The following is a 21,301-nucleotide window of genomic DNA, read 5'->3' as shown; positions in this document are numbered from 1 at the left end:
GGCTCACATCCGGAAAAGGCCGAAGGAGGTCTCCGGCAGTGGGGTGCGGGAGACGACGTCGAGCGCCAGTCCCAGGACGGTGCGGGTGTCCGCGGGGTCGATCACGCCGTCATCCCAGAGGCGGGCGGTGGAGTAGTACGGGCTGCCCTGGTCCTCGTACTGCTGCTTGATGGGTGCCTTGAAGGCCTCCTCATCGGCAGCGGACCATTCCTCGCCGCGGGCCTCGTACTGGTCCCGCTTGACGGTAGCCAGGACGCTGGAGGCCTGGTTGCCGCCCATCACTGAGATCCGCGACGCCGGCCACATCCACAGGAAGCGCGGCGAGTAGGCCCGTCCGCACATCGAGTAGTTGCCGGCGCCGAAGGAGCCGCCGATCACCACGGTCAGCTTGGGCACACGCGCGGTGGCGACGGCCGTGACCATCTTGGCACCGTTCTTGGCGATGCCGCCCTGCTCGTAGTCCTTGCCGACCATAAAACCTGAGAGGTTCTGAAGGAAGACCAGCGGGATGCCGCGCTGGTCGCAGAGCTCGATGAAGTGGGCCCCCTTGAGCGAGGATTCGCTGAACAGCACGCCATTGTTCGCCACGATCCCCACCGGATGGCCGTGCAGCTTCGCGAAGCCGGTGACCAGGGTGGTGCCGTAGTTTTTCTTGAACTCGTGGAAGCGGCTGCCGTCCACCAGCCGGGCGATGACCTCGCGGACGTCGTATTGCGCATTCACGTCCGTGGGAACGGCACCGTACAGTTCGTCCGGATGGGCAACGGGCTCGACGGCGGTGTCCACGTCCCAGGCCGGGGCGGCCGGTCGCGGCAGGGTGGACACGATGTCGCGGACGATCTGCAGGGCATGCTCATCGTTCTCGGCCAGATGGTCGGTGACACCGGAGATCTTTGAGTGCACCTCGCCGCCGCCGAGTTCCTCCGCCGTGACGATCTCACCGATGGCGGCTTTCACCAGCGGCGGACCACCCAGGAAGATGGTGCCCTGGTTGCGGACGATCACGGTCTCGTCGCTCATGGCGGGGACATAGGCGCCGCCGGCGGTGCAGGAGCCCATGACGGAGGCGATCTGCGGGATTTTCGCGGCGGACATCTTCGCCTGGTTGAAGAAGATCCGGCCGAAGTGCTCCTTGTCCGGAAAGACCTCATCCTGCTTGGGCAGGAACGCTCCGCCGGAATCCACGAGGTAGATGCAGGGCAGCCGGTTCTCCAGCGCGATCTCCTGGGCGCGGAGGTGCTTCTTCACCGTCATCGGGTAGTACGTGCCGCCCTTGACCGTGGCGTCGTTGGAAATCACCAGCACCTGGCGGCCGTGGACCAGCCCGATGCCGGCAATGACCCCGGCGCCGGGTGAGTCGTCGTTGTACATGCCGTTTGCCGCCAGCGGCGCGATCTCCAGGAAGGGACTGCCGTCATCCAGCAGCTGGTCGATGCGTTCGCGCGGCAGCAGCTTGCCCCGCGCCAGATGGCGTTCCCGGGACTTCTCCGGGCCGCCGAGCGCGGCCGCGGCGAGGCGCTCCTTCAGCTCGCGGGCCAGCCCCAGCTGGGCCTCGCGGTTCGCTGAGTAGGCGGCGCTGCCGGTGTCCACCAGGCTGGCGATTGTCTCCATTGACTGCTTCCGTTCCCGGACGCCCGGCGAGGCCGTCCTGAGCAATTCGGTTAGTACCGCATAACTGAGATTTAGGTTAGTCTCTATTAACTGTGATGTCCAACACGCGCTTGCATTGCTAGGATTTGCAGTTCCAAGGAGGAAATGTGCCGATCATCGAGCGCGACCCCGGCAGCCCGGCGGGCCAGCGGGTCCAGGAAACCGAACGCAGCCAGACGACCCAACGCAGCCAGGCCAAAGAGAGCAGGCGGCAGGCGTTGCTGTCCTCGGCCGCCACCCTCTTTGCCCTGAATGGCTTCAACCGCGTTTCACTGGAGGACCTGGGCGCCGCGGCCGGAGTCAGCGGGCCCGCCGTTTACCGCCATTTCGCCGGCAAGCAGGCTGTTTTGGGAGCGCTGTTGCTCAGCGTGAGCCAGGAACTGCTGGACGGCGGCCGGCGGGTGGTGGCGGACGCAAGTGATCCCGCCGCGGCACTGGCCCGCCTGGTTCAGTTCCACGTGGATTTCGCCCTGAGCAATCCCGACGTCATCCGGGTTCAGGACCGCGACTTCAGCAACCTTTCCGATGACGACCAGGCTGCGGTCCGTACTCTTCAACGCAACTACGTGGAGCTGTGGGTGGAAGTGCTGCAGGAGCTGCATGCCGGCACGGATACCGCGGAGCTCCGGATGCGCGCACACGCCGCTTTCGGCCTCATCAACTCCACCCCGCACTCGGTCCGCAGCCACGGCCGGAGGGTGGCGGCCAAGTCCGCCCGGCCGCTGCTGGAGAGCATGGCGCTCGCCGCCCTCCTGGTGAGGGCAAGCCCCGTTCCTGCCGGGTAGGCCGGCACGGATCTGCCGGCTGCCCGTTCCCCTCGGAACTGACAGCCGGCAGATTGACCAAATGCCTGCGACTGACCGGCAGCAGCTAGACCATTGCCAGCACCATTCCCGGGTCGGCGAGGATCGCACCGATGTCCGCCAGGAAACGTGACCCCTGTTCGCCGTCGACCAGGCGGTGGTCGAAGGAGAGGCTGAGGGTCATGACCTGCCGTAGTGCCACCTCGTCCCTGTACTCCCACGGCATCTTCCGCACCGCGCCCATGGCGAGGATGGCAGCCTCGCCGGGGTTGAGGATCGGTGTGCCGGCGTCGATGCCGAACACTCCGATGTTCGTGATGGAGATGGTGCCGCCGGAGAGCTCGGCCGGGCTGGTCTTGCCGGCGCGGGCAGTCTCGGTCAGGGACGTCAGCGCCGTGGACAGCTCCGTCAGGGACATGCTGTGGGCGTCCTTGATGTTCGGCACAGTCAGTCCGCGGGGAGTTGCCGCGGCAATGCCCAGGTTCACATAGTTGTACTGCACGATCTCCTGGTTGGCTTCGTCCCACCGCGAGTTCAGCGACGGCTGGCGGCGGAGGGCGATCAGCAAAGCCTTGGCCACAAGGGTCAGCGGGGTTAGCTTGAAACCCTCAAAAGTCCGGCTGGCCTTGAGCCGGGACAGCAGCTCCATGGTGGGTGTGACGTCGATGGTCAGGAATTCCGTGGCGTGCGGCGCGGTGAAAGCACTGGACACCATGGCGGCGGCCGTCAGTTTGCGGACACCCTTGATGGGCGTGCGGGTTTCGCGTTCTGTCGCCATTCCGCGAGCGGCGCCGACTGCGCCCTCCGCTCCGGCCAGGGCCCGGGCAGCAGCGGGAAGGTCTCCCCCGCCCACAAAGTTCCGCACATCATCGCGGGTGATCAGCCCGCCTGCGCCGGTACCGGTCACCGCCGTGAGTTCAACCCCGAGATCCTTGGCCAGTTTCCGGACGGGCGGCGTGGACCGCGGACGCTCGGCAGCACTCGCGGGGCCAGTACGTGCCGCCGGAGCCCCGGTTTCGACAGGCTCAATCACCGGCTCTGTTGCCGTGGGGGCGGCGGGCGCGGCTGCCGCGGGCCCAGCCACCGGCGAAGCGAAAGTGCGGGCACGCCGGGCGGGACGGCCCGACCCTTCGGGGACGGCACCGTACCCCACCAGGTTGGGTTCCCGCTTGGGGGTAACCGGGGCCTGACCTGCCGCGGCAGGCCCGTCGTCGTCCCCTTCAACCTCGAAGGAAACGATCGGCTTGCCGACCTCCACCACGGTTCCCGGTTGCTCATGGAGGGCGGTGACCACACCGGCGAACGGCGACGGCAGTTCGACGACGGCCTTGGCCGTTTCCACCTCCGCAATGACCTGGTTCAGGGCCACGGTGTCGCCCACAGCAACTTTCCAGCTCAGGATTTCCGATTCCGTGAGCCCTTCGCCGAGGTCAGGGAGCCTGAATTCCTTGATCATGGCGGCGCTCATCCTTCCAGCCCGCTGAGGGAATTGGGACGGCCCAGGGCACGGTCCACACCGTCGAGGATTCTGTCCAGGCCGGGCAGGTGGTGCATTTCGAGTTTCGAATAGGGGTACGGAATGTCGAAACCGGTGATCCTGACGGGGGCCGCTTCCAGATGGTAGAAGCAGCGTTCGGTGATGCTTGCGGCCACCTCTGCTCCGAGCCCGCCCGACTGGCCGGCCTCGTGAGTGATCACCAGCCGTCCCGTCTTGCGCACCGATGCCTCCAGGGTTGCGAAGTCCACCGGGGCCAGCGAGCGCAGGTCGATGACCTCAACGGAGACGCCTTCATCCGCGGCGGCCAGGGCGGCGTCCTTGGCGGTTTTGACGAGCGGGCCGTAGGCGACGAGCGTCACGTCCTTGCCCTCGGTGACCACGCGGGCCTTCTCCATGGACAGGGCTGTGGCAGGATCGATCGACTCATCCACCTCGCCTTTGTCGTGGTAGCGGCGTTTGGGTTCGAAGTACAGCACGGGATCGTCCGAGGCAATCGCCTGCTGGATCATCGTATGGGCATCCTGCGGGTTGGACACGCTAACCACCCGCAGGCCGGAAGTGTGGGTGAAGTACGCCTCAGGCGACTCTGAATGGTGCTCCGGGGATCCGATGCCGCCGCCGAAGGGTACCCGGACGGTGATGGGCATCTTGACGGCACCCTGGGTGCGGTAGTGGAGCTTGGCCACCTGGGACACGATCTGGTCGAAGGCAGGATAGATGAACCCGTCGAACTGGATTTCCACCACGGGCCGGTAGCCGCGGTAGGCCAGGCCTACAGCGGTGCCCATGATGCCGGACTCGGCGAGCGGGGTGTCCACAACGCGGTGCTTGCCGAAGTCTTTTTGCAGGCCGTCCGTCACACGGAAGACGCCGCCGAGCGTGCCGATGTCCTCGCCCATCAGGATGACCTTGGGGTCGTTTTCAAGGGATTTGCGGAGGCCGGAGTTGATGGCCCGGGCAAATGTCATCTGCGTCATCAGCGAGCACCTTCTTCTGAGTTGGCGGCCGCGGGATCACCGAAGGACGCCAGGTAGCGGGTGTAATGGTCCTCCTGGCGGTCGAGCCAGGAGTTGGGGGTGCTGTAGACGTGCTTGAAGATGTCCAGCGGTTGCGGGTCCGGCATGTTGATGCAGCCGGCCCGCATGTCCCGGGCCACGGCATCCGCTTTGGCGGCCACTCCGGCCTCAAGCGCCTCGGTCAGCAGGCCCCTGCGTTCCAGCAGGCCCCTGACCCGGGCAATCGGATCCTTGGCCGCCCAGTCCTCCAGTTCGTTGGCATCCCGGTACCGGGTGGGGTCGTCTGCAGTGGTGTGCGGGCCCATCCGGTAGGTGACTGCCTCTATGAACGTGGGGCCGCCGCCGTGGCGGGCCCGCTCGAGCGCCTCCCGCGTGGCCGCCATCACCGCCAGGACGTCATTTCCGTCCACCCTTATGCTCGGAATCCCGAATCCTGCCGCGCGGTCGGCGATCCTGATGTGGGACTGCAGGCGCACAGGCTCGGAAATGGCCCAGTGGTTGTTCTGGCAGAAGAAGATCACCGGTGACTGGAAGCTGGCGGCGAAGACCATCGCCTCATTGACGTCGCCCTCGCTCGTGGCGCCGTCGCCGAAGTACGTGATGGCCACGGAGTCGGCGCCGTCGTTCTGGATGCCCATGGCGTAGCCGGTCGCATGGAGCGTCTGGGCTCCGATGATGATCTGCGGCGTGGCCATGTTGATGGTGTACGGGTCCCAGCCCGATGACGCGTTGCCCCGCCACACCCTGAGGATGTCGGCCAGGTCCACGCCGCGGCAGTAGGCGACGCCGTTCTCGCGGTAGCTGGAAAACACGAAGTCGTCGTCCCGGAGCGCCCTCGCCGAACCTATTTGGGAAGCCTCCTGGCCCAGCAGCGGCGGCCACAGGCCGAGCTCGCCCTGGCGCTGGAGGGCTGTGGCTTCAGTATCGATCCGCCGGATGACCACCATGTCCTCATACAGGGAAGCCAGCTGCTCATCACTGACATCCCGGACCCAGGCGTCGTACTGCGGATGGCTGACGCGCTCACCGCCGGGGGTGATCAGTTGAACGAGTTCTTCGCCCGTCCCGCCATGATGTCCTGCACTGTTGTCCGGGTCACCGGCGGCGTTACCGCCCTGACCCAACTCGTCTGTAAACACAGTTGCACGCAACCTTCATACGTCGTGTCACCGGCGCTCAAGGAACTCGTGATCCCCGTGCACGCCAGCCGCCCGGGCGCCGTTGCCCCGGATAATTGTGACCATACTCACAATGCTCATTGGGTACAACCACTGCCCCAAAAACTGAGCATTATGCACTGTCTCAGGGTCAGCCGGCGTGCTAGCCTTGCGCATTATGCAAGCTTTGGATGGCACTGACACAAGGCTCCTCTCCGCCCTCGCAAAGGACCCCAAACGGACAGTGGTGGCCCTGGCGCAGAAGCTGGGGCTCTCCCGCAACACCGTGCAGGCCCGGATGGCCCAGTTGGAGAAGAAGCACGTGTTCCTGTCCTTTGAGCGGCGGATCAGTCCGGCGGCCCTGGGTTATCCGCTGATGGCCTTTATCTCCGTCCACGTGCAGCAGCAGAAACTGGGCCAGCTGGCAGTGGACCTGGCCGGCATCCCGGAAATCCTCGAAGGGTACGGGCTGACCGGCTCCGCCGACCTCCTGCTGCGGGTGGTGGCACTGGACGCCGAAGACCTCTTCCGCATTAACGGCAAGATTCTGGCCTGCGAGGGAGTGGACCGGACGGATACTGCCCTCGCCATGGGAGAGCTGATCCCGTTCCGGATCCAGCCCCTCCTCGAGCGCGGCCCCGCCGAGGGGTGAGGATCCGCTTCCAGTCGGGGGGCGGTCGGGGTTATAGGCTGGGTCGAGTTGAACGAATCGCGGCCGCGAACGGCCCGTGCACTCAGGCAGTTGCCAGGCCGGCTGCCGGAAAGGCTTGATCTTGAGCAATCCTCAGGAACCGTACCAGCCGGCCGAACCGGGCGACAGCGGGCGGCGCAGGCAGCAGCAGCCTCCGCCCGTCCCGCCGCACGCGGCCCCTCAGCCAGGAGCCGCCGGGCACCCGCCGCTCCCGGCGCATGAACCTTCGGGCCGGGAGACCCCGGCTCCGCACTACGGGTCCCCCGAGCAGGGAGTTCCGGGACCGCCGCCGGTCCCCCATTACGGGGAACCGCAATACGGGCAAATGCAGCACGGCCAGCCTCCGTACGGGCCGCCACCATCCGCGGCTCCCGGCGCCGGCAACCCGCAGCCCGGACATCCGCAGTACGGAAGCGCGCCGTACGGCGCTCCTGCGGCCCCCGGACCTTACGGTGTTCCGGGCCAGCAGCCGCCTGCAAGGGGCCGCAAGAAACTGTGGATCATTCTGGGCATTGTCGGCGGGGTTGTGCTGCTCGCGGTGGTGGGAGTGGTGCTGCTGGTCAACCTGGTAAACGGCGCAACCGCCAAAGCCAAAGGCCTGGCGGAGGATTTCACCCAGTTGGTCATCTCCGGAGACACTGACAAGGCATATGACAACTACCTCGATCCCGCCCTGCAGGAGAAGCTCTCAAAGGAGGACTTCGCCGCCGGCGTCCAAAGCCTCGATCTGGATGAAAGCTGCAAGCCGAGCTACAACGACCTCAAGGTGAGCACCGAGAATGGCAACAACGCTGCCGACGTCGCCGGGATCATTAGCTGCGACAGCAAGGAAGTGGATCTGGCCTACCGCTTCGACGGCAGTAAGGACATGAAGATGATCAACATCAAACTCCGTCCGAAGGCCTGATCCCCGGATAGCAGGGCACACAACAGGAGCTCCCGAATTCACGGGAGCTCCTGTTGTGTGCCTCAGTTATGCGGCCCGACGAAGTATCAGTGCTCCACAGCCTTCTCGGCGCCGACGCCGGTCAGGGAACGGACTTCCATTTCGGCCTGCTTGGTGGTGTCTTCCAGCTTCTTGTCCAGCACCGTGCCCAGCCAGCCCAGCGCGAACGCAAGCGGGATGGAGACGAGGCCGGGGTTGTTGAGCGGGAAGATCGCGAAGTTGGCCCCCGGGATCATGGACGTCTTGGCACCCGAAACCACCGGGGACAGCGCGATCAGGATGATCGCCGAGCCCAGCCCGCCGTACATGCTCCACAGCGCGCCCTGGGTAGTGAACTTCCGCCAGAACAGCGAGTAGACGATGGTGGGCAGGTTCGCCGAGGCAGCCACCGCAAAGGCGAGCGCCACGAGGAAGGCCACGTTCTGGCCGTTGGCGAAGATACCGCCGGCAATGGCCAGGAGGCCGATCACCACCACGGTGCGCCGTGCAACCTTGACCTCGGTGTCGGCGTCGGCCTTCCCCTTGGCGATCACGCTGGCGTAAATGTCGTGCGCAAACGATGCCGCTGCGGTGATGGTGAGGCCGGCAACAACCGCCAGGATGGTGGCGAAGGCCACCGCCGAGATGAAGCCGAGCAGCAGGGGTCCGCCCAGATGGAACGCCAGCAGCGGTGCAGCCGAGTTCACGCCGCCGGGGGCCGACTTGATCGTGTCAGCGCCGACCAGTGCCGCGGCACCGTAGCCCAGGACCAGGGTGAACAGGTAGAACAGGCCGATCAGCCAGATGGACCAGACCACGGACTTGCGGGCTTCCTTGGCGGTGGGCACCGTGTAGAAGCGCATCAGCACGTGGGGCAGGGCGGCTGTGCCGAGCACCAGCGCCAGGCCCAGGGACATGAAGTCGAGTTTGGAGGTTTCGGTCTTGCCGTACTGCAGGCCCGGGTTAAGCATGTTCGGGTTGCCTGACGTTTCCACCGCCCCGCCCAGCAGGTCGGAGAGGTTGAAGCCGTAGATGGCGAGGACCCAGAATGTCATCACGGCGGCGCCGGCAATCAGCAGCATGGCCTTGATGATCTGCACCCAGGTGGTGCCCTTCATACCGCCGATCAGTACGTACATGATCATCAGGGCACCGACGACGATGATCACCAGGGCCTGTCCGCCCCAGTCGCTGATGCCGAGGAGCAGGGAGATCAGGCTTCCCGCACCGGCCATCTGGGCCAGGAGGTAGAAGAAGCAGACCGCAAGGGTGGAGATAGCGGCAGCGATGCGCACCGGGCGCTGCTTGAGCCGGAAGGAGAGCACATCGGCCATGGTGAACTTGCCGGTGTTGCGAAGCAGTTCGGCAACGAGCAGCAGTGCGACGAGCCAGGCAACCAGGAAGCCGATGGAGTACATGAAGCCGTCGTAGCCGTTGACGGCGATGGCGCCGGTAATCCCCAGGAACGAAGCCGCCGAGAGGTAGTCCCCGGCAATGGCGGTGCCGTTCTGCGGCCCGGTGAAGGAACGCCCGGCAGCGTAGTAGTCCGCGGCCGTCTTGTTGTTGCGGCTGGCCTTGATCACGATGACCATGGTGATGGCCACGAACAGGCCGAAAATGCCCATGTTCAGCAGGGTGGTGTCCTTGAGGTCCGCAACGTTGACTGCGGGAATCATAAGCGTCATTTCGTTACCCCGCTGATTCTGTTGCCTTCTTTGTCGAACTCGTGGCCTTCGATTTCATGGCGGATTTCCGCCGCGATGGGATCGAGCCGCCGGTTGGAGTAGCTCACGTACCAGCCGGTGATGGCAAACGTGGAAACAAACTGCAGCAGGCCGAGGATCAGTCCGATGTTGATGTTGCCCCAGACCTTGATGGACATAAAGCCGACGGCGTAGTCGGCCAGGAGGACGTATGCGAAGTACCAGAGCAGGAACGCAACGGCCATTGGAAAGACAAAGCTGCGGTGACGCTTGCGCAGTTCCTGGAACTGCTTCGTCGATTGGACTTGCTTGAAGTCCACGGACGCCGCTGCGTCCGGAGTTGGGGCATCGTTACCCATCATTCCTCCTCATTGAGACTTGCCGTCCACACAGGCTGCCCCGTCCACCCGCAGACAGTCCCAGCCAATGTGACTCCAATCACTGTCTCCCGTGATGCGGCTTACATCCAGAGAAGCCCGCCCCGGCGTCGCCCAGCGGTCCCGATGCTGCGCCAAACGGTGCCCCGCGGCTACGCCGGGCAGGCTACGCTGGGCCCATGCCGGACTCCCCCCTTTTCACCGCCGCCGCCATCGCCGTGATCGCGATGGCGATCGCCGTCGTCGTCGGAGTTGGCCTCAAAGTCCTGCGGTCTTTCCGGGAGCTGGGCACGGATGCGGAACGCGCCACCTACAAGACCCTGCATGCGGCCTCGAGGGCCGGCCAGCACCTGCGCACCGGGCTCAATCCCGCGGGCGCGGCCAAGGCCAGCAGGCAGCTCCGCACCATCCTGGGCTGCGATGCCCTGGCCATCACCGACACCTCCGGAGTGCTCGCCTGGGACGGCGCCGCGGAGGAGTTGAAACCGTTCCTGATGGGGCTGGCAGCCAAGGTGCTCGACGGCGGCCATACGGCAGTGATTCCGGCCGGCGAGCTGCAGATGCTCGCCGGTGAAACGGCCGCCGGCGCGATCACGCCCGACGTCGAACGCGCTGTGGTCATCGCCCCCATCAAGGCCGGCGCCCGCGTGGTCGGTGTTGTTGCCGCGTTCGCGCCGTCCGCCGGCGCCGGACTGGTCCGTGCCACCGGCGAAGTGGCCGACTGGGTGGCAGCCCAGGTTGAACTCGCCGAACTCGACGCCTCCCGGACCCTCCTGATGGAGGCCGAGGTCCGCGCCCTTCGCGCCCAGATCAGCCCGCACTTCATCTACAACTCGCTGAACGCCATCGCCTCCTTCATCAACACGGACCCCGTGCGGGCCAGGGAACTGGTGGTGGAGTTCGCCGACTTCACCCGCTATTCCTTCCGCCGCCACGGAGACTTCACCACCCTGGCCGAAGAGCTCCGCTGCATTGACCGCTACCTGCTGCTGGAGCGGGCGCGCTTCGGCGACCGCGTCCAGGTGAGCCTGCGGATCGCCCCCGAGGTGCTGAGCACGGTGATTCCGTTCCTCAGCCTGCAGCCTTTGGTCGAAAATGCCGTCCGGCACGGCCTGGAAGCCAAGGAGGGTCCGGGCCATATCACCATCGCGGCGAACGATTCCGGCGCCTTCGCGGAGGTGACAATCGAGGACGACGGCGTGGGGATGGACCCCGAGCAGCTGCGGTCCATGCTGGCCGGGCACAGCGACGGCGACCACGTGGGGCTGCGGAACGTGGACGCCCGCCTCCGCCAGGTCTATGGCGAAGACAACGGCCTGGTCATCGAGACGGCCCCCGGTGAGGGGACCCTGATCACCATGCGGGTTCCCAAGTCCCAGCCCGGCCACGACGCCTGAACCGCGGCAGTACTCTAGAACCATGATTAACGTCCTCGTCGCTGACGACGAGCTGCCCGCCGTCGAGGAACTCGCTTTCCTGCTCGGCCGGGACGGCCGGATCGGGACCATCCACCGGGCATCGTCCGGCGCCGAGGCCCTGCGGGTGCTCGATGCCGAGACCGTGGATGCGGTGTTCCTGGACATCCACATGCCCGCCTTGTCCGGCCTGGACATCGCCCGTGCGATCTCCCGAAGCAGCAGCCCTCCGGCTGTTGTCTTTGTAACTGCGGACGAGGACTGCGCGCTCGAAGCGTTCGAGCTCGCCGCCGTCGACTACCTCCTGAAGCCCGTGCGCGCTGAACGCCTTGCCAGGTCGGTGGGCCGTATCAGTGAACTCATGAAGGACGGCGCCGCGACACCGGAAATGATCACGGTGGACCTCGGCGGCACCACCCGGATGATCCGGCGCGACGACGTCACGTATGTCCAGGCCCAGGGCGACTATGCCAGGCTGCATACGGCTGATGCCAGCTACCTCATCCGCGTGCCGCTGGCCGACCTGGAGCAGCAGTGGGCCGAGGCCGGGTTTATCCGCACGCACCGGTCCTACCTCATCGCCCTCAACCACGTCAGCCACATGAAGCTTGCCGCGGCCCGGCCCACCGTCACCGTGGCCGGGGCCGAACTGCCCATTAGCCGCCGCCACCTTCCGTCTGTCCGCGAGAAGCTCGAAACCACCCGCATCCGGCCGCAGGCATGACCCGGGTCAGGGTGACGGCCCCGCGGTCCGCTGCAAAGCCGGTGAGGGATTCGCGCGAGGCTGCAGAGGAGTCCGCTGTGGGCCAGGTGTTCGTCCGGTCCCTAATCCGTTCCCAATTGCGCCTGGCACTCGTCGTGGCAGCGGGCTTCCTGCTGATCCTGCTGGCTTTTCCGCTCCTGCTGGGACTGGTTCCCGGGTTGGCGGAAGCGAAGATTGCGGGAATCCCCTTCGGCTGGCTCCTCCTCGGTGCCGGGATCTATCCCGTGATCGGACTCAGTGCCTGGCTGTACATCCGCACCGCCACCCGTAACGAGGCCCGGTACCGGGACCTGGCGGAGGGCGGGTGAGGCGGCCGTGAACCCGGTGGTCGGCATCGCGGCTTTCGTGGCGGTTTCGGTGGCCACCGCTGTCATCGGGTTCTACGGGTTGCGGATTTCACGGACCACGGGCGACTTTTACGTGGCATCCCGGACCGTCCGCCCGTGGTGGAACGCTTCCGCGATTGGCGGCGAGTATCTTTCGGCCGCGAGTTTCCTGGGCGTGGCCGGACTGGTCCTGCTTTCCGGGACGGATGCCCTCTGGTTTCCCATCGGCTACACGGCGGGGTACCTGATGCTGCTGCTCTTCGTGGCCGCGCCGCTGCGGCGCTCGGGCGCCTATACGATTCCGGATTTCACTGAGGTGCGGCTGGATTCCCGGCCCGTCCGCCGGGTCACAAGCCTGGTGGTTGTGGTGGTGGGCTGGCTATACATCGTGCCGCAGCTCCACGGCGCCGCCCTGACGATCCGCATCACCACCGGGCTACCGTCCTGGGTAGGATCCGTGGCGGTGGTCATCGTGGTGTGCCTGACGGTTGTGGCCGGCGGCATGCGCTCGATCACGTTTGTGCAGGCGTTCCAGTACTGGCTGAAGCTGACCGCCATGGCGGTGCCCCTGGTATTCATCGCCCTGGTGCTGGCCGGCAACGCCGTCCCTTCGGTGGCCGAAGCAAATACCAACCCCACCGGCCTGGCACCGACGGGTCCCTACCAGAACATCTCGCTGCTGGTGGCGCTGCTCTTTGGAACGCTGGGGCTGCCGCACGTGCTGGTCCGGTTCTACACCAACCCGGACGGGCAGACGGCGCGCCGGACCACGCTGATCGTGCTGGGACTACTGTCCGTCTTCTATCTCTTTCCCACTGCCTACGGGCTGATCGGGCGGATGTTCGCCCCGGGCCTTGCTCAGGGGGGCAGGTCGGATGCGCTGGTCCTGCTGCTGCCGGGCCGGCTGATCGGCGGCCCTGCCGGGGACCTGCTCTCGGCGCTGGTGGTGGCGGGGGCATTCGCCGCCTTCCTGTCCACCACGTCGGGGCTGGTGGTGTCCTTGGCGGGCGTCATCAGCCAGGATGTGCTGGGCGGAAGCGTCCGTGGCTTCCGGCTGGCCGCCCTGATCTCGGCAACCGTTCCGCTGGGATTCGCCTTCATGACCGACTCCCTAGCTTTGGCCGGCAGCGTGGGCCTGGTATTTGCGTTTACGGCTTCAACGATTTGCCCCGCCCTGTTGCTGGGAATCTGGTGGCGGGGCCTTACGGATGCCGGAGCCATCGCCGGGATGGTGACCGGCGGGGTCCTGTGCGGCGGCGCCTTGGTTGCCGGCGCCCTGTCCGGTCCGGCCGCATCCGGTGCCGCGATGCCGCAGTGGCTGGCACAGCCGGCCGCCTGGACGGTGCCGGCCGCTTTCGCCGTGATGATCGTGGTGTCCCGTGCCACCAAGGGCCGCGTGCCGAGGACGCTCACGAAGGTTATGACCAGGCTGCACACGCCGGAACGTCCGCTGGCCACCGAACGCCAGGGAACCGCTGAACGCTAGGGGAACTGCCGGCCGTGCCCGGATGTCAGTCGATGGCCGCCATGAGTTCGACGACGCGATCCAGGAAGGCATCCACCTGGGTTTCCTCGTAGCCGTCCTTGCCCTTGGCCTGGCGGAAGACGGCGCGGCGGACATTGTCGACGCTGAGCGGCTGGTCGTGCTCGAGGTAGCCGATGAGGTCGTGGCACAGGTTGTCAACGTCCACGGTGTTGTAGCTGCGGACCCGGCCGCCCGCCGGCCGGCGGAACCGTTCGCCGTCGGGGCGGTGGAGTCGTCCCCGCAGGAGACCGGACAGCTTGCCGATTTCGCGAAGCCAGGCGTCCTCACCGCGGGCTTCGATGAGCTCGTCGCGCTCGCGCCGCGCGAAGGCGTCTTCCAAGCGGTCCAGGGCGGCGTCGACTCCGGCCGCGGCATAGCCGCCCTTGACCGGATCGAAGCAGACCGCCCTGACATCGGCGCTCTTGATGACCTGGGCGGCAGCTCCCGGATTCTCGAACGAAACCCGTGCGCGCTGGAGGAACTGGTCCACCTGCTTGGCGTTGTAGCCGTATTCGTTCCGCTGCACACGGTCAAAAGACGCAGGTATCTGCCGTTGAATGTCCACTGTCACTTTGCTTCCTTCAGTGCTGTTCAGCTGTTTTGCTCCGCACCAGTCTAAGGTGCCGGGCTGTTGCCGGGCAGGTGGCTTCAGGCTCCGGCAACGGCCGTGAACAGGATAAATGCCGCCGGGGAGGCGAACACGATTGAATCCAGGCGGTCCATGACGCCGCCGTGACCGGGCAGAATGCTGCTCATGTCCTTGATGCCGAGTTCCCGTTTGACCATGGATTCGGAGAGATCGCCGATGGTTGCCGCAGCCACCATGCCGACGGCGAGCACTACACCCACCCACCAGGGCTTATCCAGCAGGAACACGCAGGCCAGGACACCCACGGCAATGGCCCCGGCGATGGAGCCTGCGAACCCTTCCCATGATTTTTTGGGACTGATCTTGGGCGCCATCGGATGCTTTCCAAACGACGCCCCCACCAGATAGCCGAAAGTATCGTTGGAAACGACCAGCAGGAGCATGGTGGCGATCTGCCACGCGCCGTGCGGAACCACTCCCCCGGGCCACAGGCCCACCGGCGTCACGCTCCCCACGCCATGCAGCGGCAGGATTGCGAAGCTGATGAAGAACGGTACCCAGGCCAGCGTAAAAACTCCGGCAAAGATGCTGCGGGCAGACCCGGCCGCGCTCTCGATGGTCCGCCACAACAGCACCGCCACGCTGCTGGCCAGCAGCGCGAACAGCAGGCTTTCCAGTCCGCCGAAGTAAGCGGCCAGCGGCATACCCACGGTGCCTACTATCACGGGAACAATGGGCAGCCGGGTACCGCTCACCTCTAGCGCCCGAAAGATCTCCCAGACTCCGAATACCGCGAACGTGGTGGTGACCAGAACAAATCCGAGCGGCAGGAACAGGAGACCCCCCAATACGGCGAAAAGCATTGCGAGCCCCACCACCGTTGCGGCCGGAAGGTTCCTTCCTGCCTTGGGCGTCGGGTTGGAGCGCTGCTTCCCCCGGACCCGGACCCTGGGTCCGGGTGCCTGCTGTGCCTGATCCATCAGACCTCGAGCAGCTCGGCTTCCTTGCGCTTGAGCAGATCGTCGATGCCGTCAACGTGTGCCTTGGTGAGCGCGTCGAGTTCCTTCTCGCCGCGCGCACCCTCGTCCTCGCCCGCTTCGCCGTCCTTGACCAGCTTGTCCAGGGTTTCCTTGGCCTTGCGGCGGATGTTGCGGATGGACACCTTGGCGTCCTCGCCCTTTGCCTTGACGATCTTGACGTATTCCTTGCGGCGTTCCTTCGTCAGTTCCGGGATGGTGATCCGGATGACGTTCCCGTCGTTGGACGGGTTGGCGCCCACCTCGGAGTCGCTAAGGGCCCGCTCGATGTCGCGCAGGGCCGTCTTGTCGAACGGGGTGATCAGGATGGTACGCGCATCGGGAACGGCGAACGATGCCAGCTGCTGCAGCGGGGTGGGCGAACCGTAGTAGTCCACCAGCACCCGGTTGTAGAGTCCCGGTGTGGCGCGGCCGGTACGGATTGACGCGAAGTCTTCCTTGGCTACCTCGACAGCCTTGTCCATCTTGTCCCCGGCTTCGAGCAAGGTCTCTTCGATCACGGTCTCTCCTCAGAAATTGGTGCATTCCGGCTGGCCGGAGCAATGCACGGTTCGTTCCGTCTTTGCGGCCCGCCCTGCGGGCCGGCCTTCCTCAAATCATCCTAGCTCTTGCTAGGGGGTGACTACGGTGCCCAGCTGCTCGCCGCGGATCGCCCGGGTCACGTTGCCTTCGCCTTCCATGCCGAACACCACCATAGTGAGGTTGTTGTCCTTGCACATGGTCATGGCGGTCTGGTCCATCACGCGGATGTCACGGCGCAGGGCGTCATCGTAGCTGAGGTGGTCGAGCTTCTCGGCGTCGGGGTCCTTCTTGGGGTCGGCGGTGTAGACACCATCCACGCCGCTCTTGGCCATCAGTACGACGTCGGCGTGCACTTCCAGCGCGCGCTGCGCCGCCACGGTGTCGGTGGAGAAGTACGGCAGCCCGGCTCCTGCGCCAAAGATCACGACGCGGCCCTTTTCCATGTGGCGGATGGCCCGGCGCGGGATGTACGCCTCAGCAACCTGGCCCATGGTGATGGCGCTCTGCACGCGGGTCTCCACCCCGGCCTGTTCCAGGAAATCCTGGAGCGCGAGGCAGTTCATCACGGTGCCCAGCATGCCCATGTAGTCGGCGCGGGAACGGTCCATGCCACTCTGCGAAAGTTCGGCGCCCCGGAAAAAGTTGCCGCCGCCCACGACGATCGCAACCTCGACGTCGGGAACTGCTGCGGCGATCTGCTTGGCGACTCCGCGGACGGTGTCCGGGTCAACGCCCAGCTTGCCGCCGCCGAAGACCTCGCCGGAGAGTTTCAGGAGGACGCGACGCCGGCTCTTCTCTGACTGGACAGAATTGTTGACGGTTTCCATGGTGCCTTCCCGTAAATGAGCTCTGAGCTAGGTTATCGTGCCGGATGGCCAAAGGTGTCATTTCCCCGGGCCTTAGATGCAGCGTGGAAGGCTGCGGTTGCATGCAAAAGGGGCGGCCACCGAAGTGACCACCCCTTTGCGTGTCTAACTAGGAACCGACGCGGAAACGCGCGAATGCGGTGCCCTTGACGCCGGCCTCTTCGAGGACCTGCGCCACAGACTTCTTGGCGTCCTTGGCGAATGCCTGGTCAACCAGCACTTCACCCTTGTAGAAGCCCGTCACGCGGCCTTCCACAATCTTGGTCATCGCTGCCTCGGGCTTGCCCTCGGCCTTGGCCGTTTCCTCGGCGATACGGCGCTCGGACTCAACCAGGTCAGCCGGAACGTCTTCGCGGGTCAGGTAGTTCGGAGCCATGGCTGCAATGTGGACGGCGACGTCGTGTGCTGCGGTTGCAGCTGCTTCGCCTTCGCCGTCAACGGCAAACAGGACGCCGACCTGGGCCGGGAGGTCCTTGGAGGTCTTGTGCAGGTAGGCGTCAACCGTGCCGCCCTCAAGGCGGGAAATGCGGCGGACAACAACCTTTTCGCCCAGGATTGCGCCCTCTTCGACGACAACCTCGGACAGCGGCTTGCCGTCAACTTCGGTGGCCAGCAAGGTTTCGATGTCGGCTGCGCCGGACTCGACTGCAACAGCCAGGACCTTGTCGGCCAGCTGGATGAACTTGTCAGCCTTGGCCACGAAGTCGGTCTCGCAGTTAACTTCGATCATTACGCCAACGCCGCCGGCAACCTTGGCAGCAACCAGGCCTTCAGCGGTGGAGCGGCCTTCACGCTTGGTAGCGCCCTTCAGGCCCTTGATGCGGATGATCTCGATGGCCTTTTCGGCGTCACCGTTGGCTTCGTCAAGAGCCTTCTTGACATCCATCATGCCGGCGCCAGTGCGCTCACGCAGAGCCTTGATATCAGCGGCAGTGTAGTTCGCCATGTGAACCCCTCTGTCTAGAAATTTTGTGTGGTGTACGGACTGACAGGACGGCAGCTCACCGAGTGAGCGGCCATCCTGTCAGAAACCCCCGGCACTGCGGACAGTGCCGGGGATGGTCCAGATTTACTTGTCTGCCTACTTGGCAGCGTCGGCTTCGCCGGCTGCAGGCTCGGTTGCCTCGGCAGCTGCCGGGGCTTCCTCTGCAGCAGCCGGGGCAGCAGCTTCTTCAGACTTGCTGCCTTCGAGGAGCTCGCGCTCCCACTCGGCCAGCGGCTCTTCCGGAGCTTCCGTGGTGCCGGTTGCGCGCTGGTTACGGGCGATCAGGCCCTCTGCAACAGCGTCAGCAACAACGCGGGTCAGCAGGTTGACGGAGCGGATGGCGTCGTCGTTACCCGGGATCGGGAAGTCGACTTCGTCCGGATCGCAGTTGGTGTCCAGGATGGCAACAACCGGGATGTTCAGCTTCTTGGCTTCGTCGACTGCGAGGTGTTCCTTCTTGGTGTCCACGATCCAGAGCACGGACGGCGCCTTGGTCAGGTTGCGGATACCGCCGAGGTTGGTCTCGAGCTTGGTGAGTTCACGGCGAAGGAGCAGCAGTTCCTTCTTGGTGTATGCGGAGCCGGCGACGTCGTCGAAGTCGATTTCTTCGAGTTCCTTCATGCGCTGGATGCGCTTGGAGACCGTCTGGAAGTTGGTCAGCATACCGCCGAGCCAACGCTGGTTGACGTACGGCTGGCCAACGCGGGTGGCCTGCTCGGCGATGGATTCCTGCGCCTGCTTCTTGGTGCCGACGAAGAGAACGGTGCCGCCGTGTGCAACGGTGGCCTTGACGAACTCGTAGGCACGGTCGATGTAGGACAGCGACTGCTGCAGGTCAATGATGTAGATGCCGTTGCGCTCCGTGAAGATGAAGCGCTTCATCTTCGGGTTCCAACGACGGGTCTGGTGTCCAAAGTGGACGCCGCTGTCAAGCAGCTGGCGCATAGTTACGACGGGCATGCCGACGCTCCTTCCGGCAGGTCATTCATGAGAGAGCCCATGGCTCTCTTACCCTGCCAATAGTTGACGGTTGATTAGCTTCGCCCAGGCGGGCGTTGCTCCTGGCATCCATTGCACTTCTCATCAGTACCGTTGCCGGTCCTGACCGCAAGAGGCGCAATCCTCCGCAGCCTGAAGCCGGGGCTTCGGAACGGGAGGGCTGGATACGCGTAGTCAGCCACTGCTCCCCCACACCTCTGAATGAGACGTGCTGACTAGAACGTCCGGAAGGACCAGGCGACCAAGAGGTGGCATGAACCGCCGGCCGGGCATCGTTGAGGGCACAGCAAACTGCTCCGTCAAGTGTACTACAGCGGATCCACCGGATCGGACCATTTTCGGGCCCGCCCGCTTGTCCACATAGCGGTGCCGGCACCTTCCCGCGTAGGCGACTGGGTTACAGGCTGGGGGGATGAAAGCCCGAGCCATCCCGGCCGCAATCCTGCTCTCCGCCTCAGCCATCGCGCCGGCTTCCGGCACAGCCGGCATGTCCGGCACAGCCACTGTGCCCGGCAGTTGGGCCTGGCCCCTGGCACCGAGGCCGGCAGTAGTTCGCGCCTTCGATCCCCCGGACAAGCCGTGGATGAGCGGGCACCGCGGCGTGGACCTCCAGGCGGCGGCCGACGGCGGTCCGGTCACCGCGCCGGAGTCGGGAACCGTCACATTCGTGGGCGTCGTGGTGGACCGGCCCGTGATCACCATCGATCACGGCAACGGCCTGCGCAGCAGCTTCGAGCCGGTGGAAAGCAGCCTCCCGTCCGGGGCTGCCGTGTCACGGGGGGATGTCATCGGAACGTTGATGACGGGTCATTGCTCGTCCCTGCCGTGCGTGCATTGGGGTGTGCGCCGCGGCGAGGAGTACATCAATCCGCTGTCCCTGGTGACAGACCTGCGGCCCTCCATCCTGCTTCCCGTGGGTGGACGGGCTGGAGGGTGAAGGGCCGCAGGGGTACAGCTGCCGGAATGGCTACACGATTGCCGAAATTCCGGTGATGGCGCGTCCCGTCACCAAGGTGTTGATCTCGTGGGTGCCCTCATAGGAATAGATCGCTTCGGCGTCGGAGAAGATCTTGGCCATCTCGAAGTCCGTGACAATCCCGTTGCCGCCGAGGAGGCTGCGGCCGATGGCTACGCTTTCGCGCATCCTGGCCGTCGTGAACGCCTTGGCCAGGGCTGACTGCTCGTCCTTCGCCTCACCGGCGTCTTCAAGCTGGGACAAACGGACCATCATGCCCATGGAGCTGACGGCGTTGCCAAGAATCTGGACGAGCTGGTTCTGGACCAGCTGGAAGGAAGCGATGGGCCGGCCGAACTGGCTGCGTTCGACGGCGTAGCGCCGGGCCACGTCGAAGGCTGCCAACTGCTGGCCGACGGCCTGCCAGGCGACGGCCAGGCGGGTCACTTTCAGGACCTTGTTGGTGTCCCGGAAACTGTTGGCATTGGCGAGCTTGAAGAAGTCCGGCACCACCACGTTGTCGAGCGTGATGTCGGCATTTTGGACGGTCCGAAGCGAGATCTTGTTTTCAATCTTGGTTGCACTGTAGCCCTCGGTTGTCGTGTCAACCAGGAAGCCCTTGACCTGGTTGTCAGCTTCGTCACGGGCGTAGATGACCACCCAGTCGGAGAAAGTGGCATTGCCGATCCAGCGCTTGGCGCCGTTGAGGATCCAGCTGCCGCCTTCGCGGCGGGCGGTAGTGCGGGTGCCGCCGGCGACATCGGAGCCGCCCAGCGGCTCGGTCAGGCCAAAGGCGCCGATCTTCTTCAGCGAGTAGATGTCCGGCAACCAGGCTTCCTGCTGTTCCTGCGAGGCGAGGGCCTCGATGGAGCCGGTGAACAAGCCGTCGTGCACACCCAGGAAGGTGGCGATGGAGGTGTCCGCGCGCGTGGCTTCTGCGTGCAGGATACCTGCGAACAGGTTGGAGTAGCCCTGGCGCCGGACGGGGCTGACCAAGTCGATCTCGGCCAGCTTCGGGATCAGGTCCATCGGGAACTCGGCCCGGTTCCAGCAATCGACGGCGATCGGCTTGACTTCACGGTCCAGGAACTCCCGGACCTCGGCCAGCCGGTCGCGCTCCTTGCCGCTGAGCAGCTGCTCGAACGCAAAGAAATCACCGTCGGCGTAGGGCAGGTTATTGATGTCGATAGCAGCTTTGGACATGGTGTTCCTTCACGTGTGATCAGCAGCGACCGTAGAACGCGGGCGTCGCGCCGGCGATTAAGTTACTGATGAGTAACATACCGCAGCGGGAGGATGGCAGGCAAGCGGACAACGGGCTTTGCCCGCCCGGCGCGGGAAACAAAAAAGAGCCGTGGGGGGGGGGGGGGGAACCGGCCCCGGGCCCCGGGGGGGGGGGGCGGGCCGGCCGCCCCGGGGGCCGGGGTCCTGAAAGGGACCCCGGGACGTCCTGGGTAGGGATGTGGACGGTCCGTGTGTGGGTGGGGATGGCACAGTTT

21 protein-coding genes are annotated in these 21,301 nt (G+C 65.3%); 8 read left to right on the top strand and 13 right to left on the bottom strand.

What is annotated here, in order from left to right:
• Nucleotides 1-3: 3 nt before the first annotated feature.
• Nucleotides 4-1,611 carry a carboxyl transferase domain-containing protein gene (locus tag ACFVWT_RS19860; protein ID WP_390250880.1) on the bottom strand — a complete coding sequence of 536 codons (1,608 nt, stop codon included), beginning with the start codon at nt 1,609-1,611 and terminating at the stop codon, nt 4-6.
• A gap of 155 nt (nt 1,612-1,766) precedes the next feature.
• Here ACFVWT_RS19860 and ACFVWT_RS19855 point away from each other — a divergent pair, with 155 nt between their 5' ends.
• Nucleotides 1,767-2,435 (top strand): TetR/AcrR family transcriptional regulator, encoded by a 669-nt coding sequence (locus ACFVWT_RS19855; protein ID WP_390251100.1) that lies wholly within the window; start codon nt 1,767-1,769, stop codon nt 2,433-2,435.
• An 85-nt stretch (nt 2,436-2,520) separates the two neighbouring features.
• Here the strand turns inward: ACFVWT_RS19855 and ACFVWT_RS19850 are convergent, their stop codons facing one another.
• Genes ACFVWT_RS19850 through pdhA form a run of 3 tightly spaced genes read right to left on the bottom strand, consistent with a single transcriptional unit; the run spans nt 2,521 to nt 6,106 of the window.
• The gene (locus ACFVWT_RS19850; RefSeq protein ID WP_390250878.1) at nt 2,521-3,921 is read right to left on the bottom strand and encodes a dihydrolipoamide acetyltransferase family protein; all 1,401 of its coding nucleotides are present in this window, start codon (nt 3,919-3,921) and stop codon (nt 2,521-2,523) included.
• Nucleotides 3,918-4,928 (bottom strand): alpha-ketoacid dehydrogenase subunit beta, encoded by a 1,011-nt coding sequence (locus ACFVWT_RS19845; protein ID WP_390250876.1) that lies wholly within the window; start codon nt 4,926-4,928, stop codon nt 3,918-3,920. Before ACFVWT_RS19845 ends, ACFVWT_RS19850 begins: the two co-directional genes overlap by 4 nt.
• Nucleotides 4,928-6,106, bottom strand: coding sequence for a pyruvate dehydrogenase (acetyl-transferring) E1 component subunit alpha (gene pdhA, locus ACFVWT_RS19840; protein ID WP_390250874.1), 1,179 nt, complete (start codon nt 6,104-6,106; stop codon nt 4,928-4,930). The genes ACFVWT_RS19845 and pdhA overlap by 1 nt, the downstream gene beginning before the upstream one ends.
• A gap of 196 nt (nt 6,107-6,302) precedes the next feature.
• Here pdhA and ACFVWT_RS19835 point away from each other — a divergent pair, with 196 nt between their 5' ends.
• Both ACFVWT_RS19835 and ACFVWT_RS19830 read left to right on the top strand, forming a co-directional pair.
• Nucleotides 6,303-6,776 carry an Lrp/AsnC family transcriptional regulator gene (locus tag ACFVWT_RS19835; RefSeq protein WP_043480040.1) on the top strand — a complete coding sequence of 158 codons (474 nt, stop codon included), beginning with the start codon at nt 6,303-6,305 and terminating at the stop codon, nt 6,774-6,776.
• 121 nt (nt 6,777-6,897) lie between these two features.
• Nucleotides 6,898-7,722 (top strand): hypothetical protein, encoded by an 825-nt coding sequence (locus ACFVWT_RS19830; protein ID WP_390250871.1) that lies wholly within the window; start codon nt 6,898-6,900, stop codon nt 7,720-7,722.
• Nucleotides 7,723-7,808: 86 nt separating this feature from the next.
• On the opposite strand, the gene ACFVWT_RS19825 is transcribed toward ACFVWT_RS19830, so the two are convergent.
• A complete protein-coding gene (locus tag ACFVWT_RS19825; RefSeq protein ID WP_390250869.1) occupies nt 7,809-9,425 on the bottom strand; it encodes a cation acetate symporter in 1,617 nt (538 codons plus the stop codon).
• Complete coding sequence (locus ACFVWT_RS19820; RefSeq protein WP_390250867.1) at nt 9,422-9,802, bottom strand: DUF485 domain-containing protein; 381 nt, start codon at nt 9,800-9,802, stop codon at nt 9,422-9,424. Before ACFVWT_RS19820 ends, ACFVWT_RS19825 begins: the two co-directional genes overlap by 4 nt.
• Nucleotides 9,803-9,999: 197 nt before the next feature.
• On the opposite strand from ACFVWT_RS19820, the gene ACFVWT_RS19815 reads away from it, so the two are divergent.
• From ACFVWT_RS19815 to ACFVWT_RS19800, 4 genes are read left to right on the top strand one after another with little or no spacing between them, the layout of a single operon-like run.
• Complete coding sequence (locus tag ACFVWT_RS19815; protein WP_390250865.1) at nt 10,000-11,217, top strand: sensor histidine kinase; 1,218 nt, start codon at nt 10,000-10,002, stop codon at nt 11,215-11,217.
• A 22-nt stretch (nt 11,218-11,239) separates the two neighbouring features.
• Nucleotides 11,240-11,959, top strand: coding sequence for a LytR/AlgR family response regulator transcription factor (locus ACFVWT_RS19810; RefSeq protein ID WP_390250863.1), 720 nt, complete (start codon nt 11,240-11,242; stop codon nt 11,957-11,959).
• Nucleotides 11,956-12,306 (top strand): DUF485 domain-containing protein, encoded by a 351-nt coding sequence (locus tag ACFVWT_RS19805; protein ID WP_390250861.1) that lies wholly within the window; start codon nt 11,956-11,958, stop codon nt 12,304-12,306. Before ACFVWT_RS19810 ends, ACFVWT_RS19805 begins: the two co-directional genes overlap by 4 nt.
• Before the next feature lie 7 nt (nt 12,307-12,313).
• Complete coding sequence (locus tag ACFVWT_RS19800; protein WP_390250859.1) at nt 12,314-13,810, top strand: cation acetate symporter; 1,497 nt, start codon at nt 12,314-12,316, stop codon at nt 13,808-13,810.
• Nucleotides 13,811-13,835: 25 nt separating this feature from the next.
• Here ACFVWT_RS19800 and ACFVWT_RS19795 read toward each other — a convergent pair whose 3' ends face one another.
• From ACFVWT_RS19795 to rpsB, 6 genes are all read right to left on the bottom strand, one after another.
• Nucleotides 13,836-14,420 carry a DivIVA domain-containing protein gene (locus tag ACFVWT_RS19795; RefSeq protein ID WP_390250857.1) on the bottom strand — a complete coding sequence of 195 codons (585 nt, stop codon included), beginning with the start codon at nt 14,418-14,420 and terminating at the stop codon, nt 13,836-13,838.
• A gap of 77 nt (nt 14,421-14,497) precedes the next feature.
• On the bottom strand, nt 14,498-15,418 hold the full coding sequence (locus ACFVWT_RS19790; protein ID WP_390250855.1) for a phosphatidate cytidylyltransferase: 921 nt from the start codon (nt 15,416-15,418) through the stop codon (nt 14,498-14,500).
• Nucleotides 15,418-15,975, bottom strand: a complete 558-nt coding sequence (gene frr / locus ACFVWT_RS19785; protein WP_011691231.1) for a ribosome recycling factor — start codon at nt 15,973-15,975, stop codon at nt 15,418-15,420. The genes ACFVWT_RS19790 and frr overlap by 1 nt, the downstream gene beginning before the upstream one ends.
• A gap of 111 nt (nt 15,976-16,086) precedes the next feature.
• A complete protein-coding gene (pyrH, locus tag ACFVWT_RS19780; protein WP_209746294.1) occupies nt 16,087-16,824 on the bottom strand; it encodes a UMP kinase in 738 nt (245 codons plus the stop codon).
• A gap of 148 nt (nt 16,825-16,972) precedes the next feature.
• Nucleotides 16,973-17,809, bottom strand: coding sequence for a translation elongation factor Ts (tsf, locus tag ACFVWT_RS19775; RefSeq protein ID WP_011691229.1), 837 nt, complete (start codon nt 17,807-17,809; stop codon nt 16,973-16,975).
• 135 nt (nt 17,810-17,944) lie between these two features.
• Nucleotides 17,945-18,808 (bottom strand): 30S ribosomal protein S2, encoded by an 864-nt coding sequence (gene rpsB, locus ACFVWT_RS19770; RefSeq protein WP_390250852.1) that lies wholly within the window; start codon nt 18,806-18,808, stop codon nt 17,945-17,947.
• A gap of 451 nt (nt 18,809-19,259) precedes the next feature.
• Here rpsB and ACFVWT_RS19765 point away from each other — a divergent pair, with 451 nt between their 5' ends.
• Nucleotides 19,260-19,784, top strand: a complete 525-nt coding sequence (locus ACFVWT_RS19765) for a M23 family metallopeptidase (RefSeq protein WP_390250850.1) — start codon at nt 19,260-19,262, stop codon at nt 19,782-19,784.
• A gap of 30 nt (nt 19,785-19,814) precedes the next feature.
• Here the strand turns inward: ACFVWT_RS19765 and ACFVWT_RS19760 are convergent, their stop codons facing one another.
• The gene (locus ACFVWT_RS19760) at nt 19,815-21,005 is read right to left on the bottom strand and encodes an acyl-CoA dehydrogenase family protein (RefSeq protein ID WP_390250848.1); all 1,191 of its coding nucleotides are present in this window, start codon (nt 21,003-21,005) and stop codon (nt 19,815-19,817) included.
• Between the last annotated feature and the right edge of the window lie 296 nt (nt 21,006-21,301).

Origin of the sequence: Arthrobacter sp. NPDC058288, from assembly GCF_042880995.1 — a bacterium.
Lineage (GTDB): Bacteria > Actinomycetota > Actinomycetes > Actinomycetales > Micrococcaceae > Arthrobacter.
The sequence above is the reverse complement of the archived record's forward strand: the minus strand, read 5'-3'. Positions and strand labels throughout refer to the sequence as shown.